At 62.9% G+C, this 18,812-nt stretch carries 16 protein-coding genes; 4 read left to right on the top strand and 12 right to left on the bottom strand.

The features are described from left to right. Positions 1-286 (bottom strand): TauD/TfdA dioxygenase family protein (locus ABSG20_RS00710; protein ID WP_423862547.1); only part of this gene is annotated, 286 nt, incomplete at its 3' end. A gap of 200 nt (positions 287-486) precedes the next feature. Here ABSG20_RS00710 and ABSG20_RS00705 point away from each other — a divergent pair. Further along, positions 487-1,206, top strand: coding sequence for a DNA-3-methyladenine glycosylase I (locus ABSG20_RS00705; RefSeq protein ID WP_423862546.1), 720 nt, complete (start codon positions 487-489; stop codon positions 1,204-1,206). 67 nt (positions 1,207-1,273) lie between these two features. On the opposite strand, the gene ABSG20_RS00700 is transcribed toward ABSG20_RS00705, so the two are convergent. From ABSG20_RS00700 to ABSG20_RS00685, 4 genes are all read right to left on the bottom strand, one after another. Then, on the bottom strand, positions 1,274-4,951 hold the full coding sequence (locus ABSG20_RS00700) for an ATP-binding protein (protein ID WP_423862545.1): 3,678 nt from the start codon (positions 4,949-4,951) through the stop codon (positions 1,274-1,276). Between the two features lie 8 nt (positions 4,952-4,959). Further along, positions 4,960-6,555 (bottom strand): toll/interleukin-1 receptor domain-containing protein, encoded by a 1,596-nt coding sequence (locus tag ABSG20_RS00695; protein WP_423862544.1) that lies wholly within the window; start codon positions 6,553-6,555, stop codon positions 4,960-4,962. Positions 6,556-6,812: 257 nt separating this feature from the next. Then, positions 6,813-7,637 (bottom strand): type I methionyl aminopeptidase, encoded by an 825-nt coding sequence (gene map, locus ABSG20_RS00690; protein WP_423862543.1) that lies wholly within the window; start codon positions 7,635-7,637, stop codon positions 6,813-6,815. Positions 7,638-7,752: 115 nt separating this feature from the next. Beyond that, positions 7,753-9,066, bottom strand: a complete 1,314-nt coding sequence (locus tag ABSG20_RS00685) for a mechanosensitive ion channel family protein (protein WP_423862542.1) — start codon at positions 9,064-9,066, stop codon at positions 7,753-7,755. Positions 9,067-9,272: 206 nt separating this feature from the next. Between ABSG20_RS00685 and ABSG20_RS00680 the strand changes: the two genes are divergently transcribed. Next, positions 9,273-11,066 carry a potassium/proton antiporter gene (locus ABSG20_RS00680; RefSeq protein ID WP_423862541.1) on the top strand — a complete coding sequence of 598 codons (1,794 nt, stop codon included), beginning with the start codon at positions 9,273-9,275 and terminating at the stop codon, positions 11,064-11,066. A 107-nt stretch (positions 11,067-11,173) separates the two neighbouring features. Continuing rightward, on the top strand, positions 11,174-12,103 hold the full coding sequence (locus ABSG20_RS00675; protein ID WP_423862540.1) for a glycine reductase: 930 nt from the start codon (positions 11,174-11,176) through the stop codon (positions 12,101-12,103). Positions 12,104-12,244: 141 nt separating this feature from the next. On the opposite strand, the gene modC is transcribed toward ABSG20_RS00675, so the two are convergent. From modC to mepA, 5 genes are all read right to left on the bottom strand, one after another. Further along, positions 12,245-12,913 (bottom strand): molybdenum ABC transporter ATP-binding protein, encoded by a 669-nt coding sequence (gene modC, locus ABSG20_RS00670; protein ID WP_423862539.1) that lies wholly within the window; start codon positions 12,911-12,913, stop codon positions 12,245-12,247. A gap of 2 nt (positions 12,914-12,915) precedes the next feature. After that, on the bottom strand, positions 12,916-13,611 hold the full coding sequence (gene modB / locus ABSG20_RS00665; protein ID WP_423862538.1) for a molybdate ABC transporter permease subunit: 696 nt from the start codon (positions 13,609-13,611) through the stop codon (positions 12,916-12,918). A 3-nt stretch (positions 13,612-13,614) separates the two neighbouring features. Then, positions 13,615-14,400, bottom strand: a complete 786-nt coding sequence (modA, locus tag ABSG20_RS00660; protein ID WP_423862537.1) for a molybdate ABC transporter substrate-binding protein — start codon at positions 14,398-14,400, stop codon at positions 13,615-13,617. 219 nt (positions 14,401-14,619) lie between these two features. Continuing rightward, positions 14,620-14,829, bottom strand: coding sequence for a TOBE domain-containing protein (locus ABSG20_RS00655; protein ID WP_423862536.1), 210 nt, complete (start codon positions 14,827-14,829; stop codon positions 14,620-14,622). A gap of 167 nt (positions 14,830-14,996) precedes the next feature. Then, positions 14,997-15,941 carry a penicillin-insensitive murein endopeptidase gene (gene mepA / locus ABSG20_RS00650; protein WP_423862535.1) on the bottom strand — a complete coding sequence of 315 codons (945 nt, stop codon included), beginning with the start codon at positions 15,939-15,941 and terminating at the stop codon, positions 14,997-14,999. A gap of 163 nt (positions 15,942-16,104) precedes the next feature. On the opposite strand from mepA, the gene ABSG20_RS00645 reads away from it, so the two are divergent. Beyond that, complete coding sequence (locus tag ABSG20_RS00645; RefSeq protein ID WP_423862534.1) at positions 16,105-16,296, top strand: hypothetical protein; 192 nt, start codon at positions 16,105-16,107, stop codon at positions 16,294-16,296. 73 nt (positions 16,297-16,369) lie between these two features. On the opposite strand, the gene ABSG20_RS00640 is transcribed toward ABSG20_RS00645, so the two are convergent. Together ABSG20_RS00640 and ABSG20_RS00635 are read right to left on the bottom strand one after the other, a co-directional pair. Further along, positions 16,370-16,720: a plasmid stabilization protein gene (locus ABSG20_RS00640; RefSeq protein ID WP_423862533.1), complete on the bottom strand. Its 351-nt coding sequence runs from the start codon at positions 16,718-16,720 to the stop codon at positions 16,370-16,372. A gap of 93 nt (positions 16,721-16,813) precedes the next feature. Beyond that, the gene (locus ABSG20_RS00635; RefSeq protein ID WP_423862532.1) at positions 16,814-18,781 is read right to left on the bottom strand and encodes a methyl-accepting chemotaxis protein; all 1,968 of its coding nucleotides are present in this window, start codon (positions 18,779-18,781) and stop codon (positions 16,814-16,816) included. Positions 18,782-18,812: the final 31 nt, after the last annotated feature.

The following is an 18,812-nucleotide window of genomic DNA, read 5'->3' as shown; positions in this document are numbered from 1 at the left end:
GGTGAATGTGCAACTCGCCGAACTTGCGGCCGAAGGCGAGGTGCTGCTGCGGGGTGAGCGGCTGGCCGCGGAAGAAGATCACGAGGTTCTCGGCGAGCGCGCGGTGGATCTCGTCGATCTGGCGGTTCGAGCGCGCTCGCTCCGAGAGCAGACTGGATAGATAGACGCCCGTGATCTCGGCGCCGATGATCGGCGTCAGTTTCTCGACGCCGATGGTCTCATAGGGCCCGGTGGCGTCGGCGCTGTGCCGGTAACGCGGGCCTTGCTTGCTGGCGAGCGAGTTCATGGTTGCTCCGGCGACGGTTTTGATTGGCTGCCATGGTAGCCGTGCCGGAGCGAAGCGCAATACGGGATCGATTTCGGCCGGCCGGCTGGCACGCCGACGCCAACCTTCGAACTCGGCCCAGATTGTCATCGCAGCCACCTCGGCGCTAAGATCAAGGCAGGCGGCCGGTTTCTGCCAAAGCAAAGAAAGGTCTTCGCCGCGTGACTTCGTTCAAGGACATCCGTGCCCGCGCCGAGAAACGCAAGGGAGGGGCGAGCGCGCTGAAAAAGCTTCTGCCACCTGTTCCGGACGCGAATTCCCTGATCGGAATTGGTGATGACCGCGTCCTCGCCGAGATGGCGAGGCGCGTGTTCTGCGCGGGCTTTGCCTGGAGCGTGATCGAGGCGAAATGGCCCGGCTTTGAGCAGGCTTTCCTCGGCTTCGAGCCGGCCGCGCTGGCATTCAAGCCGGACGAATTCTGGGAAGCGCTGGCAAGCGATACGCGCATCGTGCGCAATGGCGCAAAAATCATGTCGGTGCGCGACAACGCCCGCTTCGTGCAGGAGATCGCTCGAGAACACGGCAGCTTCGGCCGGTTCCTGGCGAAATGGCCGTCCTCTGACGAGATCGGATTATTGGACCTGCTTGCCAAACGCGGCAGCCGGCTCGGTGGCAATACCGGCCAGATGCTGTTGCGCTTCCTTGGCTGGGATGGTTTTGTCACGTCGAAGGATGTCGTCGCCTGCTTGCGCGATTCCGGCCTCGACATCGCCGAGGAGGTCAAGTCGAGGACCGACCTCGCCAAGGTGCAGGCGCAATTCAATGCTTGGGCCAACCAGACCGATCTTCCCTACCAACACCTCTCGCGCATCTGTGCCATGTCGATCGGCGAGAACTACGACGCGCGCCAACTCGCCCGTCGTGCAACGGGCGCGGATTGATTCAGCGACGCCTGGTCCGCGGGAGCCGCGGTACTGGGTCCCCCGCTTTCGCGGGGGATGACGACCTTTAATGTCCCTCGCAGGGCTGGCGCCCGCTGCCATACGCACGCTCTTCGTCGCTGGTAAATTTCGCGTCGCCCGCTTCCCACCGGGCTACCCGACACGCTTGCTCGACCAATTCCTTCCGCGTCAAGGGCAGCAGCACTTGCAATCGATCGGGATCCAAATTCCAACTTCTGACATTGGCCAGAAAACCGCTTCCCCAACTTTGTTGCACGGCCATTAACGTCCTCCCACCATCGCTGAACTGCAATCTCACTGCGTTCTCAAGCCCGGTGAGCAGGGGCAGCTTCGAAGTCCAGGCATCCTGAACTGCCGAACCAGACCCAACCACTGCAATGCCGCCGGGGATAAGCCAGGCAAAGCGCGTTTGGTTCTGTTCCATGCGAGCGGCCGCCAGCAGCGGCCTGTTACGCGGGAAAAGCGGAAAAACGATGCCCTTGGCGAAATCGATGCCCTCGGAGGTCAAATTGGTCGAAGGTAGCATCTGTCCGAAATGCATGCCGCTATCGTCACGTTGGATCGGAATCGAGGCAACGACTCCGGGAGCGGTTCGAACGGCTATGCCTCCGCAATCGGAGGAGAAACCGATAGCTTGAATGAAATTGTTTCCCGGAACCTCGTCTCGAACCAGTGGCGTACCGAGATCAATTCTGGCGGGTTCGTCATTTGTCCCCAATGCACCGGCTACAAGCTTTTGGGTCGGCTGTACCGGGGAACTCTCCAGATAGGCGTACAGGCCACAACCCGCCGCAATTGTCGGAGCGAAACGAAGTCCAGAATGAACAAGCGAATTCTGCGTGATGGGTTTAAACTGAAGATCCTCCCCCTCGCTCGCGATACCGAGTTCGAATACGCGCGTCTCAAATCGAGGTGGGCCGCCATCAAAGCGTGGAGTATTGATCGTAAAACGCACTGAACCTGTCAGTTCAACGAGACGAAAAGTGGCAGATCCGAACTCCGGTGGGAGCAATTTCCGCAAATTGAACTCGCGCCCCTTTCCATCGATCGCAATCTGCACGATTCCGTCGTGGTAAACCGCCGGAATTTCCCCGAATTCGGGGTGTCGAATAAAGCCGGCAACGTCAGGTTCAAAGAATGATGAAACATATCCGCCACCTGAACTCGAGCTGTCGCGATTGGACCAGGCGATGCCTATCGTAATGTCGGCCTGCTTGCCCGACAGATCGTGTACGGTCAGCCTGTCTTTATCGAGCAACGCCAAAGTGCCGCCATCGGATTTCAGTCCGACAGCTTTGTACATCCCGCCGAAGCTGGGCGACCGGGCCAACGTCTCACGCAACGCGTCTTCTGCACGACTTGGTTGTATGAATATCCCCTCGATCCCTTCGGACTGTCGTAGCGCCTCAAGCAGGAGTAGAATGCGTAATCGAAAACCAGGGCTCGGATCGCGCTGGGCAAATGTGATCAGCTGGTTGACAGCGGCTCGTTTGGTAGCAGCATAATCCTGGATAAAGTAAATGCCGGTGGCGACAAGGATTCCAAATATGGCGACGCCTATCCCGCCAAGGGCCCATGCTTTCAATTTTCGCTGCTGCGATTGAATTCGATGCCGCTTCTCGTCGGCGCGGATCAGCACATTCGCGGACCGATCGACGAACTTGCGAATCTGCTGAAGAATAGCCTTGCCGAATTGCCTATCATCGTCGGAGCCAGCCCGGGAAAATGACGGCTTGACGTAGCTCCACCGCATGACAATCGTGGGGCGCTTGAGCAGAGGCACAATCTGATCCAGCGCCCATTCTTCCGGAAGGGTCGGAGATTTCAGGACCGCAGACAGCCTTTCGCGGACCGTAGCGGGAAAGTTGAATACCAATTGCTGCTCGACCTCCTCGGACTCACCCTCAAGCAGCGCGGGGTCCAAATCGGTCACGGTCCTGGCCAGGGTTTGAGACACCTCGTGGGGCTGGCGCAGCCAATCCTGGTATTGTTTCCAGTTACGGATCAGCGCTTCGTGGCTGATATCGTACTGACCTTCCTTTACGCAGAGATAGCCCCGGCTCACAAAGACGTTCAGGGCCGCACTGAGAGCCTCGTGCATAGCTGTCGGCGGGACCGCATTCGTCAGCGGATCTGCAAGCGTAAAGGCCGTGATTTGGTGAATGTCCGCAATACGGCGCGCCCAGTTGCCGCGATCGTCGTGTTGTGCAAGTGACCGAAAGGCCGCGCGGATCGCGGCAACGCCGCGAGAGCCGGTTATTTCTGAGCCAGCTTCCGCCTTCTTGCTGCTGCTGCTGCTGCTGCTGCTGCTGCTGCTGCTGCTGCTGCCGGATTGACCGGCCAGTGCACTTTCCAATCGCGCCGCGGCCTTGCTCGCCGTCAGATCTGCCTGGCGATCAAGAACCGCAGCCAGATCAGGTGCGTCCTCTGCAATGCCCAATTCCGCCGTCGGTCGGCCGGGAAGATTGCCGCGGCGGATCACGAAATTCTGGTTCTCCCCGCTCTGCATCCAATCATTGAGGGCGTTGTGCCAGATCGTTTGCAGCGCGTGCTGAAGCAGGGGCAGCTCGTCCGGCCGATGTTCCAGCTCCAGCGTCAGCCGCTGCGCTCCCTCGAGCAGCCAATCTGGAACTCCCTCGGCAAAAGGGGAGTCCGGGTTGTCCGGCTGCAACGGCAATCCCCAATCGGCGAAGATTTGGCGGGCTGGCCGAATGATTGCTTCGCGTAAATCCTGTCGATCCTGCTCAGGATCGAGCAGGTCAAGCAGGTATGCGCTGCTGTTCACCATATCCGCCAGGCTTCGGCGCGCCGTATCATCTCCGAAGGTGGTCCGCAGCGATGGATATTCGGTGCAGCGGTGAAGTTCTTCACTCCGCATCGTGATGACGATGAAGAGGCCGCTTCGGGCGTCGGCCTTCAACTCCCGCTCCTTCTCGAGGCGCCCGAAGGCTGAAAGCAAGAGGTCGAGGAACTCGCCACCACCGGAGGCGGGATCTCTCATGACCTCCGGCCGAAACACCTCTTCGAATTGATCGACCACCAGGAGTAAATTCGGGCGGCCGGCGCGGAGGCCTCGCGTGGCATTCCGATCCAACCGATCGAGCTCCGAATCCACAAAGCTGAAAAGAGCCTGGCAGAGAGCGCCGGCGCGGGTTTCACGCTGATGCTCCTGCGAAGCCGGCTGCAGCCCCGGGTCTGCTGCGTACGCCGCGTGCAGCGCCTGCAGGGCGGATGTCGGGTCGGGCGGGCCAGAGAGGGAGGGTTCCGAACCATACCGCGAGAATTCCACGGATACCAGATCGGCCAGTGCGCCAATCATTTGCCGCATCGGCTGCAGTCGAGGACGAAATTCTGCCGCGTACCAATTTCCGGGGCGACCTCGAATCCCCTTGGTGCTGTTTAGCCGCGGCATCAACCCCGCGCGAACCACCGATGATTTCCCGGAGCCGGAAGCGCCGAGCACGACGGCAACATGCATCTTGGCAAGACGATCGCGTATATCATTGACGCTTCGCTCGCGCCCGAAAAAAACTCCGCCCTCCTTGGGGCTGAAGCTGCGCAAACCAGGATATGGAATGGTGGGACCGCGGTAGGCATCCTCATCCTCCGGCGAGCCCGCCGTCCGCCCGCTCCGCGACGGCAATGATTGGCCCTGCTGGTAGGCTTCCAACATGGCTTGGAACCGCTGCCGCGGCGTCGGCCTCATCGCGGTCTCATAGTCCATGGTCTAGCTCATGCGTTTATCTCGTTGACCCAATCGCGCAAATAGGTCCGGAAAATCTTCAAGGGTCCCTGCTTGGGAGAAACAATGTCTGCGCCGCTTTCGGTCGCAGGCGAATTCGTATATGGCAATAGGCACCAATTTTCGAATTGGCTTGGAGCTGGATATTTGACCCAGGGGAGTTGTTCGGCTTTTTGCACCAACAGCGCGGTCCAGAATAGCTTCAGGTCCTTCCGCCCGGCGGCCCGCACGGCGCGGTCCACTTCGCTCGAAATCGTGCCGAGCTTTTGCTCCAGTTGATTTCGCGCCTCGCGCTGACCGCGCGCAACACCGGTATTGAGGTCGTGCACCGCAACGATAGCGTGGTCTGCTTCCATTTGTTCAATTTGTCGGACCAGCAAGTCGCAATCAAACGTCCAAAGTTCGGGTGCCGGCTGGACCAGCTCTCCTACGATCTTATGGAAGCTCGAATGTAGTGCCTCGCGCAACTTTCCTGCATCGTTAACATCGACCTCTTCCAGGGTGAGAACCGGCACGTTCTGTGGAGCATTGCCGATACGCTTTCCGCGAATCCAATTCGCAAGGGCCAGCGGACTATCGGACCGCAGGACGAGATTTGTGTCTTCAGGGGCAGCTTTCATGATCTTTTCGAAGGTTTCATCGCTCAGGCCTTCCGGAAGCCAAAGTACCTGCTGCTGTCCCAACAGGTTCAGGGCGCTTTCCGTGGACCTGGAGCGCAAGCAGCGCTGCAGCCACTGACTTAGTCGCGAGCGTTCTTCCGCCAAGTCGCCGGCGTCGCCCGGGCCGGCGGGCTGGATAAACAAGTACGGCTGCTGAGTGCGCGAAGGGCCGCTGCAGCGCCTGGCTCGCCACTGGTCACCCCACTGGACAAAGGGAACATCGTTCGCCGCCAGCGCGCTCGCCAGCTCCCTCGTCTTCGCCGTCAATTCCGCGCTTGGATTGGCGCTGGGATGCCCGAGAACAATCACGGGACATGACCCGGCAGACAACTGGCCGTCGGCTTCCGCCGCCGGCGCCTCTTTCGGTTCCGCCGGAGTGGAGGTCAAATCCGTGTGGGCCGTTGCAGCGGACCGGTCGGTCAATTCATCGATATGCTCGCGTATCAATCGCGCCAGTTCGCCTATTCGACGGGTGATCGCATCAACCGCAAGCCCGATTTCCGTTACGATCAGCGCAGGCCGTCCGTTCCCATCCGTGAAATCGCTGTAGGCGTAGTCGTCCCCAAGGTCACGCAGGGAGCCCCCTTCTTTCAATTGCCTCCACCAGGATTTGGCAGACCCGTCAAGCATCAAGGGAACGAAGATGAAGCGCTGCCGGCTCGTTTCCGACAATGCCGCCCACCATTCCTTGATGGGATAGTTCTTATCGATGTAGTCTTTCGAGACGAATGCTATGAACACCGTCGCCTCGCGGACCCGGTTGCTGAGCCACTCGTCGATCGGACCAAATGGAAGTTCCTCTCCCATTTTATAGTCGACAAACTCAACAGGACCGAGGAGATCTCCGAACCATTCCTTGAACGCGAAATTTCGTTTCCACGATGCATCCTCCGCTGCGTAGCTCAAGAAAATATGCGGAACGCCCATGGCGCAATTTCCTATGGCCAATATCGTGGGAATTACTTCGACATTTGCAATCCATTTTGGTCGGGTCGGCTTCCTGCAGACCGCGCATGGAACAAACCCAGACTAATCACCCACCGTGCGCCGGGCGTGTGAACTGGTTCACATACGAAAAATTTATCTGGACAGGCTGGGCCGCGCGCCCGGTTCGGACGGCGAGCGTGCCGGATTGCGGGCCGGGCGCAACCGGGCATCTGCTGCGGGATCCGGCACCACAGCAGTCAGGCCACGCCCGGCGGCTTCTCGGCGTGGCGCTGCGACAGCGTGAAGATTTCGACGCCTGAGGCAGTGACGCCGACCGAATGCTCGAATTGCGCCGACAGCGAGCGGTCGCGGGTCACCGCGGTCCAGCCGTCGGACAGGATCTTCACATGCGGCTTGCCGAGATTGATCATCGGCTCGATGGTGAAGAACATGCCGGGCTTCAGCACCACGCCCTCGCCGGGACGGCCGACATGAATGATGTTGGGCTCGTCGTGGAACATGCGGCCGAGGCCGTGCCCGCAGAAGTCGCGCACCACGCTCATGCCCTGCGGCTCGACAAAACTCTGGATGGCATGCCCGATGTCGCCGGTGGTGGCGCCGGGCTTCACCGCGGCGATGCCACGCATCATGGCTTCATAGGTCACCTCGATCAGCCGCTCGGCCTTGCGGGCAATCGGACCGATCGCATACATCCGGCTGGAATCGCCGTACCAGCCCTCGACGATGAAGGTGACGTCGATATTGACGATGTCGCCTTCCTTCAGGCCCCGATCGCCGGGCATGCCGTGGCAGACCACGTGGTTGATCGAGGTGCAGGTCGAATAGCGATAGCCGCGATACATCAGGGTCGCGGGGTAGGCGCCATGGCTGAAGGCGAATTCGCGGACAAAGTCGTCGATCCGCGAAGTCGGCACGCCCGGCTTGACGATATCGGTCAGTTCATCGAGGCACTTGGCTACCAGCGCGCCGGCCTTGCGCATGCCGGCGAAGCCGCTCGGACCGTGCAGCTTGATCTGCCCGGTTTTGCGCAAGGAGGTATCTGTTGCTTCGATATAGCTCATGGGCCGATCGCGTCTTTCGGGAAGAAGGGTGACTGACGCCCTAATTTAACGATCGCGGCTGTTAGCGCAAGCTGGGGGGCGCCAGTAACAACCCGGCGCCGGGCCGCGCGCCGGTTCATCCGTTCGATACTTCCCCTGCCGTCTCGACCGGTAGCGCGCCGCCGCGGACCCGGATTTCGCGCACCGGATAAGGCATGCGGATCCCCTCGCGCTTGAAGGCTTCCCACAGCGACAGCATCACTTCGCTCTTGACATTGTCCATGCCGTCGGGATCGGCGAGCCAGAAGGTCAGCGAAAACTTCATGCCGGCGTCGGTGAATTCCACCAGGATGCAGTTCGGCGGCTTGTTCTTGATGGCGCGGGGTGCCGCGGACGCCACGTCGGCCGCCAGCTTGCAGACCAGCCGCGGATCGCTGTCGTAACTGGTGCCGAAATTGATCTTTACCAGCGTGTTGGTGTCGCTATAGGTCCAGTTGATGACCTTCTGCGTCACCAGATCCTCGTTCGGGATCAGGAATTCGCGGCCGTCGCCGGCGGCGACGGAAATATAGCGGGTCTTCATCGCGCTGATCCGCCCCGAGCTGTCGCCGACGGTGACGAGGTCGCCCGGCTTCACCGATTTATCCGCCAGCAGGATGATGCCGCTGATGAAATTGGCGACGATTTTCTGCAGGCCGAAGCCGATGCCGACGCCGGCCGCGCCCGAGAAGATCGCCAGCGCCGAGAGATCGATGCCGACCGCGCTCATGGCGGCCGCGACGGCTACGATCATCAGGCCGGTCCGTATCATCTTGACCAGCAGCACCTGGATCGAGGGGGTCAGATCGCTTGATCGTGTGATCCGGCTTTCCGCGAAATTGGAGGCGATATTGGTCAGCCACAGCGCCAGGATCAGCAGCGCGCCGAACTTGATCAGCAATAGCGGCGTCAGCCGCAATCCCCCGAGCACGATCGAGACCGAGTCGAGCGCCTCGATCGCCGGATCAAGCTGGCCCAGAATGCTCAACGCCGCCACCAGCCACGCCGACAGCGCCACCACGCGGACGATGAACGTGTTGCGAATGACCGAGGTAACGAGCCCGACGATCAGCCAGGCGACGGCGAGCTTGAGGGCTACCGCCAAGAGATAGCTGCGGCTGGGCCAGGTCGACGCCACCATCGCGGCGCGGACCAGCATCATCAGTACCGCGAACACCGCTGTCGCGACGCTGCCGACCAAAACGCGCATCAACAGCCGGAGCGGGGCCGGCCAGCCCATGGCGACCGAGGTGAGGTCGATCCGCGAACGAACCGCCGCGCCGATGCCGAATGCGATCCCGCCCCCGGCCAGGATCAGCCCCAGCTGCAGATAGAACCAGGGTGAGGCGACCCCGGCGCCGACCGAACGCTCTGCGGTCTGCAGGAAATCGATGATGTCGTTCAGATCCATCTTCAATATCTCATTTCGAGGCAAATCGGCGCTTTCGCAAACCTTTTTCAAATATTCCTTAAATTCCGATAACGGCAGCGTCCGCACCACCGTTCGAGGCCGATAAATCGGGGCACATTGCCGCTCGCGGCAGAAATGGGTTGGCGTCGAACTGTGGCGACGATAAGGATGCAACCGCACGTTCTGGCATTGATTTGCGAAGGTTCATGGCTTCCCTCGACCAGGTCAGCATAGCCATTCTTCTCGGCGCGGTTCTGGTGATGGCCGGCATTCTGTCGAGCCTTTTGGCGCTGCGCTTTGGCGCGCCGTTGCTGCTGGTATTTCTCCTGATCGGCATGTTAGCCGGCGATTCCGGCCCGGGCCGGCTGCGGTTCGATGACGTACGTACCACCTATCTGGTGGGATCGGTGGCGCTGGCGCTGATCCTGTTCGACGGCGGCCTGCGTACGCGCTTTCAGAGCATCCGCGCCGTGCTGGCGCCCTCGATGGCGCTGGCGACCATCGGCGTGCTGCTGACGGCGCTGATCACCGCGCCGGTCGCCAAATATGTGCTCGACCTGAACTGGACCGAGGCGCTTCTGATCGGCGCGGTGGTGGCGTCGACCGACGCCGCGGCGGTGTTCCTTCTGGTGCATGCGCAAGGCCTGCGCCTGCGTCCGCGCGTCGGCGCCACGCTGGAGGTCGAATCCGGCACCAATGATCCGTTCGCAGTGTTTCTGACGCTGATGCTGGTGGAACTGATCTCGGCCGGCCAAAGCTCGGCCTTCCATGTGGCGATGGAGTTCCTCCGTGAGGCCGTGCTCGGCGCCATCATCGGCGTGGTTGGCGGGCGCCTGGTGGTGCTGGCGCTCAACCGCGTGGCGCTGCCGCAGGGCCTGCACGCGCCATTCGTCACCACCGCCGCGCTGGTGATTTTCGGCGCGGCGCAGATCGCGCACGCCTCTGGCTTTCTCGCGGTCTATCTCGCCGGCATCATCGTCGGCAACCGGCCGACGCGTGCGCATAATTCGGTGGTGACCTTTCTCGACGCCGCGACCTGGCTGGCGCAGATCGTGATGTTCGTGCTGCTCGGTCTGCTGGTATCGCCGCTGCGGCTTTCCAGCAGCATGGTTCCGGCCGTGATCGTGGCGCTGGTGCTGATGCTGGTGGCGCGGCCGGTCGCGGTGTTCCTCTGCCTGGCGCCGTTCCGGTTCAGCTGGCGGGAAAAGGTCTTCATGGCCTGGACCGGCCTGCGCGGCGCGGTGGCGATCTTTCTGGCCTCGATCCCTATGCTGGTCGGGCTATCCAAGGCCTATCTCTATTTCGATGTCGCCTTCGTCGTCGTCATCATTTCGCTGTTGCTGCAGGGCTGGACCCTGGCCGCGGCGGCGCGGCGGCTGCACGTGGCGCTGCCGCGGACCGATCGCGGGCCACGCCGGGTCGAACTCGATCTGCCCGGCCAGCTCGAACTGCAACTGGTCGGCTATCCGGTTCGCCCGAAGAGCCTGTATTTCCGGCGCGGTCTCGTTCCATCCTGGTCGAAGCCGACGCTGGTGATACGCGACCAGCGCATCCTTTCGCCGGCGGAAGCCGATCCGATCGCCCCCGGCGACTACATCTATCTGCTGGCGCCGCCGGAAAAGGCCGAAGCGCTGGACCGCTTCTTTGTCGACATGCCGCCGAGCTCGGCGCCCGACCCGCATCTGCTCGGTGATTTCGTGGTCTCCGGCGAACATACGCTTGGCGAACTTGCCGAGATCTACGGCGTGGCGGTGGGTGAAGAGCAGGCAAAACTGACCCTGGCCGATTATTTCGACGTCCATCTCGATCATGCGCCCAAGGAAGGCGCTACGCTCGAACTCGACTCCATCGTGCTGGTGGCGCGCAGCATATCCGGCGGCCGGGTCAATGTGGTCGGCCTCCGCCTGCCCGAAGAGGAGGAAGCGAAAACCCCGCCAACGCGGATGGCGGCGTTCAGGCGCAAGCTGTCGGAGCTGTGGTCGCAGGTGGCGGGGATCTAGCGCTGATCCAGCGCGGCATGTCCACTGTTGAGGATTGAACGGACTATGGTTAGTCTGGCCGAAGGTCGATTGATGACGCGCGGTGGAAACGCAGGAGAGACAGCATCATGCCGGGCTCGCTTGATGACCAACTTGGCTTTGCGCCTGACTGCGATTCCCCGGTCCCCTATATGCAGCGGACCCGCGACTACTACACCGCGATCGGCTACACCACGCCCTATCGCTGGGCGCACTATGTCGAGGCGCCGTTCCAGCCGCTGAAAAAGCCCCTCGCGCAATCGCGCGCGACGATCATCACCACCGCCGCCCCTTATGATCCGGCGAAAGGCGATCAAGGGCCCGGTGCCGCGTATAACGGGGGTGCCAAGTTCTACAAGGTCTATGACGGCGGCACGTCCGAGCCGCACGATTTGCGCATCTCGCATATCGGCTACGACCGCAAGCATACCACCGCGACCGACAGCGGCACCTGGTTTCCCCTGCCTCAGCTCCTGAAGGCTGCAGCGAAGGGGCGGATCGGCGAGGTCGCGCCGCGCTTTTTCGGCGCGCCGACCAATCGCAGCCACCGCGTAACTATCGACTTCGACGCCCCGGAAATCCTTGCCCGCTGCCTCGCCGACCAGGTCGATGTCGCCGTGCTGGTACCGAACTGCCCGGTTTGCCACCAGACTGCCGCCCTGGTTGCCCGCCACCTCGAAGCCCGGGGCATTTCCACAGTGGTGATGGGATGCGCCAAGGACATTGTTGAGCACGCGGCCGTGCCGCGCTTCCTGTTCAGCGACTTCCCGTTGGGTAATTCTGCCGGCAAGCCGCATGATATCCCGTCGCAGGCGCTGACACTCGAACTGGCGCTGGGCTTGCTGGAGCATGCCTCCGGCGCGCGCACCACGATGCAGTCGCCGCTGCGCTGGAGTGAGGATGCCTCCTGGAAGCTCGACTACAACAACATATCCCAGATCAGCCCGGAAGAACTGGCGCGGCGCCGAAGCGAATTCGACAAGCAAAAAGAGATCGCGCGCGGCAACAGAGCCGCCTGACGGCGCCGGATCGGTACGCCTTCTCGGAATGGCACTGCGTCGCGCGCGCAAATCAGCGCTCGCAGGCCGGATCGTGATCCGTCGTCATGAATCGCCGCGATGGCGCGTGACGGCTTCGGCTCCAATGCGCCCTGCGGGCTATCAGGCCGGCGCCAACACCTCCGCTCCTCCGAACGCGATCACGCGACCGCGCCGCAGCACGGCCACCTGGGTCGCCAATTGGCGCATTTCACCGGCGTCGTGGCTGACATAGACCATGGGGATCAAGGCTTCGTCGCGCAGCCGCTTCAGATAGGGCAGGATTTCCACCTTGCGTTCTTCGTCCAGCGATCCCAAGGGCTCATCCAGCAACAGCAATCTCGGTTGCGCCAGAAGCGCGCGTCCGAGCGCCACGCGCTGGCGTTCGCCGCCGGAGAGCCGGCCCGGACGGCGATCCAGCAAATGGCCGATATCTAGCAGATCGGTGACCCGCGCGCGCTGCGCGGGATCGTCGGCGAGGCGGTTCATGCGCCGCCCATAGTCGAGGTTTTGCCGCACATCGAGATGGGGAAACAGCCGCATATCCTGGAACACATAGCCGATCCGGCGCCGATGCGCCGGAACGTGCACGCGCGCCACCGTATCGTCGAGCACCTCGTCGCCGATGGCGATGATGCCGCGATCCGGCCGCAGCAATCCCGCGATCATATTGATCAAGGACGTCTTGCCGGCGCCGGAGGCGCCGAACAGGCCGGTGACCCGGCCTGCGCTGGCGAAGGCGGCTTCGATTCCGAGTTCGCCGAGCTGTTTTGCGACGTCGACACGCAGCATGATCAATGGCCGTGCAGACGCTTGGCGGCGCGCCGCGCGAACCATTCGGAGCCCACCAGCGCCGCCATGGCCATGACAATGGAGACAACCACCAGCCGCAACGCCGCGGTGTCGCCGTCCGGCGTCTGGATCAGCGAATAGATCGCCGAGGAAATGGTCTGGGTCTCGCCCGGGATATTCGACACGAAGGTAATGGTGGCGCCGAATTCGCCGATCGCCTTGGCGAAGCCGAGCACCATCCCGGCCAGCACGCCGGGCATCGCCAGCGGCAGGGTGATGGTCGTAAACACGCGCCAGGGCTCGGCGCCCAGCGTTTCCGCCGCCTGTTCCAGCCTGCGGTCCACCGCCTCGAGCGATAACCGGATCGGACGCACCAGAAGCGGAAACGACATCACGCCGCAGGCCAGCGCCGCCCCGGTCCAGCGGAAGGCGAACACGACGCCGAGATGGTCCGCGAGCCAGGCACCGACCAGGCCGCGCCGGCCGAACGTCAGCAGCAGCAGATAGCCGGTAACAACCGGCGGCAGCACCAGCGGCAGGTGAATGACCGCATCCAGCACCGATTTGCCCCAGAAATCGCGCCGCGCCAAAAGCCAAGCGACGGCGATCCCGATCGGCGTTCCCACCAGCGTCGCAACCGTGGCGACCCGCAGCGAAAGCTCGATCGCTGTCCATTCCGTCGGGGAAATGTCGAACACGCTTTAAGTCGTCGGGCTGACTAGAAACTTGAAACCATATTTCTCGAAGATGGTCTTGGCGGCTGACGTTCGCAGGAACGCGAGATAATCGGCAGTCGCCGGCTTCGCCGTCGCCGTCGCCGCGACGGGATAGATGATCGGCGGATGCGAATCGGACGGAAAGGTACCGACGATCTTGACGCCGGCTTCGACCTTGGCGTCGGTCGAGTAGACGATGCCGAGCACGGCTTCGTTGCGCGCCACCAGCGCCAGCGCGGCGCGCACGCTTTCCGCCATCGCGAATTTCGGCTCCGCCGCCTGCCAGGCGCCTAGTTTCTCCAGCGCCGCCTTGGCGTATTTGCCGACCGGAACCGCTTTGACGTCGCCGGTGGCAATCTTGCCGTCGCCGGCGAGTTTTGCGAGGTCGAATCCCCCGGCGATCGCGACATCGTCGATCAGGGAGTCCTTGGGCGCGATCAGGACGATGCTGTTGCCAAGCAGATTGACCCGGGTCGGCGGGTCGATGTTCTTTTTGGCTGTGGCATAGTCCATCCAGTCGGTGTCGGCGGACAGGAAAATATCCGCCGGTGCGCCCTGTTCGATCTGCTTTGCCAAAGTCGAACTTGCGGCATAGCTGGCCACGACCTTGACCCCGGTTTTGGCGGAATAGGCGGCGTCGACGTCGTCGAGCGCGTTCTTCATCGACGCCGCGGCGAACACAACCAGGCTGTCGTCTGCGGCTGCGGCAGGCGAAAAGGACAGGCCGCAGAGGACGGCGAAAACGGCGAAAACCCGGGCCAGACGGACCATAGCGGCGCTCCCTTGCGTGCTCGCGGAGGCGCATTCCGCGCGCGCGAATCAGGCGTTGGTGAAAAGTGCGATGCGACAGGCGGAAGCGCCGTTCCGTTGATCCCGGCCGACTTGCGGTCGATCAGGATATCGCAACGAAAACAATAGCAGGCTGATCGCCGGGGTAAAAGTGTCCCTTTGTCGATCATATCAACGCGATGAGCAGAGGCGCGCGCATGCTCAATCCACCGCGATCATGACGTCGGAGGCCTTTATCACCACGGTGACGGCGCCGTGGGCCTTGATGCCGAGATCATCGACCGCCTCGTTGGTGATCGCGGAGGTCATGATCTGGCCGTTACCGATATCGACGCGGACATGCGAGGTGGTCGCGCCCTTCTTGACCTCGACGACGGTGCCCCTGATCTGGTTGCGTGCACTGATGCGCATGAGGGTCCTTGCAAAATTGAGCCGCGCGCGGCATCGCCACGCACGCGCAGGTTGGTTTGTTTTGATGAGCTGGACCGCCGTCCCGGAATGCAGCGCGCTTACGGCGCGCAGCATGTCCGACACTAGCGCATTTTCATTTCGAGTTGCAACCGGACCTCGCGGCGCGGCTATGGCTTGGCGTCCGGCGCGGCCAGGACCTGGCGGCAGGCGGCCGGCAATTGCGCCAGCGTCATCGGCGGCCGAGGTTTCGGCGGCGTGGTCGGCGGTGGCGGATGAAGCACCGAATCCTTGAACCAGTACGCCAGATCGGCGGCGCTGCAACCTTCTCCACCCGTCTGCGGCGGCTGGCCCTGGCATTCGCTGTTGCCGGGCGGGCATGCCATGCGGATGTGAAAGTGATAGTCGTGGCCGTACCACGGGCGAATCTTGGCAAGCCAGCTGCGGTCGCCCTTGGCTTCTCGGCACAGCGCCTTCTTGATCGCGGGGTTGACGAAGATGCGCTGTACGCTCGGCTCTTGCGCGGCGTCCCGCAGAACCAAGACATGACCCGGCGTAAAAACCTTCGGATCGACGTCGAGGCGGTCGGGGCGCACCATCATGACCGCGGACATTTCTTCGCGCTCCTCGCGCGACAAGCGATGATCGGGCATCGGCGTCAGCCAGACATCGGCATCGAGGCCGATTTGATGGCTGGCGTGGCCGCTGAGAGCGGGGCCGCCGCGCGGCTGCCCCATGTCGCCGACCAGTATCCCCGGCCAGTCCGCGTCCTTGTGCGCCTTGATCGACAACCGCTTCAAGAGCGCGACCAGGTCCGGATGTCCCCAATTGCGATTGCGCGACAGCCGCATCACCTGCCAGGTGTCGCCATTGATCGGCATCGGCGCCGCGCCGGCGATGCAGCCTTTGATATAAGAGCCGATCACCCGCGTCGGCATTGCCGCCGGCAACAGCTTGCGGGCGAACAACTCCTTGGCGCCCAGCTTGGGATCGTTGGGATTGGCCAGCGGCGGCAGCGGCTTGGGATCGACGCTGCCCTTGTCCTGCGCCAGCGCGCCGGTGGCACTGACGATCACGGCTGACAGCAGCAGGAAGACAATCGGGCGGAGGTGCATCGGTTCACTCGAGAATGCGGTCAACCTAGCACGGAATCAGGCCTGCGAATAAGCCCGCCAGTCGCAATCGCTTGATATCGCGCCACTCCGTTGAAGGATCATCGCCCGCCAAACGCGGAACGCGTTTGCGCGGAGATCATGCTCCATCAGAGAGATGCGGACCATGATCCAGTTCGATCGGATCATGGTCTGCAATGGACGCGGTCTTAAGCGTTCGCTAACCCTGCCGATCATTGTTGAAAATTCGTGCGGAAGTAAAAAGTCGCGCATTCCCTGTGCAAGCTCGGCGCCCGTCACGGCGTTTAACAGGATTGTGGCGACGGCGTTGACCCGCGTTACCGATCAGTCGATGTGACAAAGGCCCTGAAATATCAGGTGCAAATCGCGAGCCCCGCGAATGCCGGACCGGCGGAAGGGGATTTCAAGAGCTATTTCTTGCGCGCGGCTTTGCGCGCTCCCGTGCTTGCCGTCGCCTTTCGCTTGCGCGTTGCGGCGGTCTTCTTCGCGGAGCGCGATCGCGCCGCGGCCGGACGGTTGGCGGATGCCTGGCCGCCACGCGGCCCGCCAATCCTGCCGCCGCGCTCGGAGGATGTATGGGTATCGGGGACGCCGCGTCCGGAGCCGCTTTTATTGCCGCCGCCGGTTTCCTTGTTCACCGTCGCCCAGGCGCGCCGCTCGGCTTCCTTGCCGGCGACCCCGCGTTGCTCGTAGCCTTGCTCGATATGTTCGGCCTGGCGTTTCTGCTTGTCGCTGTAGCTCGATTTATCGCCGCGCGGCATGATCGTCTCCCTCGCTTGCTGCGGTCGTCAGACCTCGCAACGCGCGGCGGCGCGCCGGAGTTCCGTGACCTCGCGCGGGCCGCTAGGGTTGGGTTAGGCCGCGTTGCGCAGGCCAGCAAGGAAGCTATCGACGCTTTGGAACAGGGCAGTGGCGTGCTGGCTGAGTTCGCCGGCCGCGCCCAACACGTTGGCAGCCAGTGCGCGGGATCTCTCGGCGGCCTGGCTCGCGCCCGCGATGTTGGCCGAGACATCACTGGTGCCGGCAGCGGCCTGCTGAACGCTTCGCGCAATCTCGCGGGTTGCCGTATCCTGCTGTTCGACGGCGGCCGCGATCGCCGCGGCGATGCCGCTGATCTCCTTGATCGTGTCGCCGATACCTCCGATCGACTCCACACACATGCCGGTGGCGGATTGGATCGCGCTGACCTGTCCGGCGATCTCTTCGGTTGCCCGGGCGGTCTGACTGGCGAGTTGCTTGACTTCGGCGGCGACCACCGCAAAGCCCCTGCCGGCTTCGCCGGCCCGCGCCGCCTCGATCGTCGCATTCAGCGCCAACAGATTGGTCTGGCTGGCGATCGCACCGATCAGGCGCAGCACATCGCCGATTTTTTCACTGGCCGAGGCGAGCCCTGCGACCATTTCGGTGGTTTGTGCGGCCTTGACCACGGCCTGGCCGGCCACGCCGCTGGAATGGGTGACCTGGCGGCCGATTTCGGTAACGGAAGAGGCGAGTTCCTCGGTGGCGGCGGCAACCGTGCTGACGCTGGCCGAGGCCTCTTCGGAAGCGCTCGCGGCGGCCGCGGCCCGCTCCGACGTACCGCTGACGCTGGACGTGATCTCATTGGCCACCCGCTCCATGTCCTTGGTCGCCCGACCGACGGCACCAACGACGCCCTTGATGTCGGCTTCGAAGCGATCGGCCATCTGTCGCTGCAGCAGCTTTTTCTCGGTCTCGGCCTGCTGCTTGGCCGCCTCCTGGGCCTCGCGCAGCGAACCGGTCTCGATCATGTTGCGGCGGAATACGTCCACTGCCACCGCCATGGTACCGAGCTCGTCCTTGCGGTCGCCGCCGGGGATCGTCACGCCGGTATCGCCGCTGGAGAGGCGGTTCATCACCGCCGTGATCGCCAGCAGCGGACGCGACATGCCGCGGCCGAGCAGGAACGCCAGCAGCGCGGCGCCGGCGAGAATGGCCAGCGTGGCCAGGATAAGATTGTGCTGCGACGCCGCCGCCGCCGCTTCGTATTCCCTGGTGTCCTTGATGATTTCGATCACGGCGACCGGCTGGCCTTCGTAATTCCTGATCGGCCCGACATAGAGCGCCGCGGGATGGCCCTCGAACGTGGCGTCACGGTGCAGCGGCGCGCCATCGAGCACGCTCTTGAGTTCGTCCTGGGTGGCGACCATGGCGTCGCCGAAGGTGGACGAAAGCTTCCTGAAGGCCTTGCCATCGAACCAATGCACGGCAAGTTCGATGCCGTAACGCTGTTTGACGCGATCGACGAATTCCTTGCCGAATTCCGCCCCGATATCGACGACGGCGAGGCTCTTGCCGTCGCGCATGATCGGCGTCATGGCGAAGATGCCGAGCGATTCACGCCCGGGCTCGACGCCGACGATCGGCTTGCCGGTCGCGTTCGATTTCACCACGGTGGCGCGGCGCGCGGAGATGTCTTCGCCGAATACTTTCGGCGCGTGCACCCGGAAGAAGGCGACCGCCGGCGGGGTGTGGAAGCTGATCAGCGGGATGCCTTGCGCCTTCAATGCATCCAGCGGTTGCTGCAGCAGCGCCAGAAGCTTGCTTCGATCGCCCGCGGCGACGGCATCGGCGACCGGAGGCAGCGTGGCGATCACGGCGCTGACCGCGAGCGCGGTGCGCCCCTCGTAATCCAGCGCGGCGATGACGCTGTCATATTGCAGTCTCATCTGCTGATCGAGCGCAAGGCGCGTCAACGTGCGCTGCTGCAGGATCGAGAAGGTCCCGAGCACACCGCAGGCCACCACGACGGTGAGCGAGGTGGCGAGGATCAAGCGCGCCGCGATCGATCGCAGTTTGAACATGGGGATTCCGAGCTTCCGCGAGTGGGGGCTT

The organism is Bradyrhizobium sp. (assembly GCF_049512235.1).
Taxonomy (GTDB): Bacteria; Pseudomonadota; Alphaproteobacteria; order Rhizobiales; family Xanthobacteraceae; genus Bradyrhizobium.
The sequence above is the reverse complement of the archived record's forward strand: the minus strand, read 5'-3'. Positions and strand labels throughout refer to the sequence as shown.

What these genes read in the sequence shown, in the direction of transcription:
- ABSG20_RS00700 (WP_423862545.1), bottom strand. Translation starts at nt 4,951, where the DNA reads ATGGACTATGAGACCGCGATGAGGCCGACGCCGCGGCAGCGGTTCCAA.
- ABSG20_RS00695 (WP_423862544.1), bottom strand. Translation starts at nt 6,555, where the DNA reads ATGGGCGTTCCGCATATTTTCTTGAGCTACGCAGCGGAGGATGCATCG.
- map (WP_423862543.1), bottom strand. Translation starts at nt 7,637, where the DNA reads ATGAGCTATATCGAAGCAACAGATACCTCCTTGCGCAAAACCGGGCAG.
- ABSG20_RS00685 (WP_423862542.1), bottom strand. Translation starts at nt 9,066, where the DNA reads ATGGATCTGAACGACATCATCGATTTCCTGCAGACCGCAGAGCGTTCG.
- ABSG20_RS00680 (WP_423862541.1), top strand. Translation starts at nt 9,273, where the DNA reads ATGGCTTCCCTCGACCAGGTCAGCATAGCCATTCTTCTCGGCGCGGTT.
- ABSG20_RS00675 (WP_423862540.1), top strand. Translation starts at nt 11,174, where the DNA reads ATGCCGGGCTCGCTTGATGACCAACTTGGCTTTGCGCCTGACTGCGAT.
- modC (WP_423862539.1), bottom strand. Translation starts at nt 12,913, where the DNA reads ATGCTGCGTGTCGACGTCGCAAAACAGCTCGGCGAACTCGGAATCGAA.
- modA (WP_423862537.1), bottom strand. Translation starts at nt 14,400, where the DNA reads ATGGTCCGTCTGGCCCGGGTTTTCGCCGTTTTCGCCGTCCTCTGCGGC.
- ABSG20_RS00655 (WP_423862536.1), bottom strand. Translation starts at nt 14,829, where the DNA reads ATGCGCATCAGTGCACGCAACCAGATCAGGGGCACCGTCGTCGAGGTC.
- mepA (WP_423862535.1), bottom strand. Translation starts at nt 15,941, where the DNA reads ATGCACCTCCGCCCGATTGTCTTCCTGCTGCTGTCAGCCGTGATCGTC.
- ABSG20_RS00645 (WP_423862534.1), top strand. Translation starts at nt 16,105, where the DNA reads ATGATCCAGTTCGATCGGATCATGGTCTGCAATGGACGCGGTCTTAAG.
- ABSG20_RS00640 (WP_423862533.1), bottom strand. Translation starts at nt 16,720, where the DNA reads ATGCCGCGCGGCGATAAATCGAGCTACAGCGACAAGCAGAAACGCCAG.
- ABSG20_RS00635 (WP_423862532.1), bottom strand. Translation starts at nt 18,781, where the DNA reads ATGTTCAAACTGCGATCGATCGCGGCGCGCTTGATCCTCGCCACCTCG.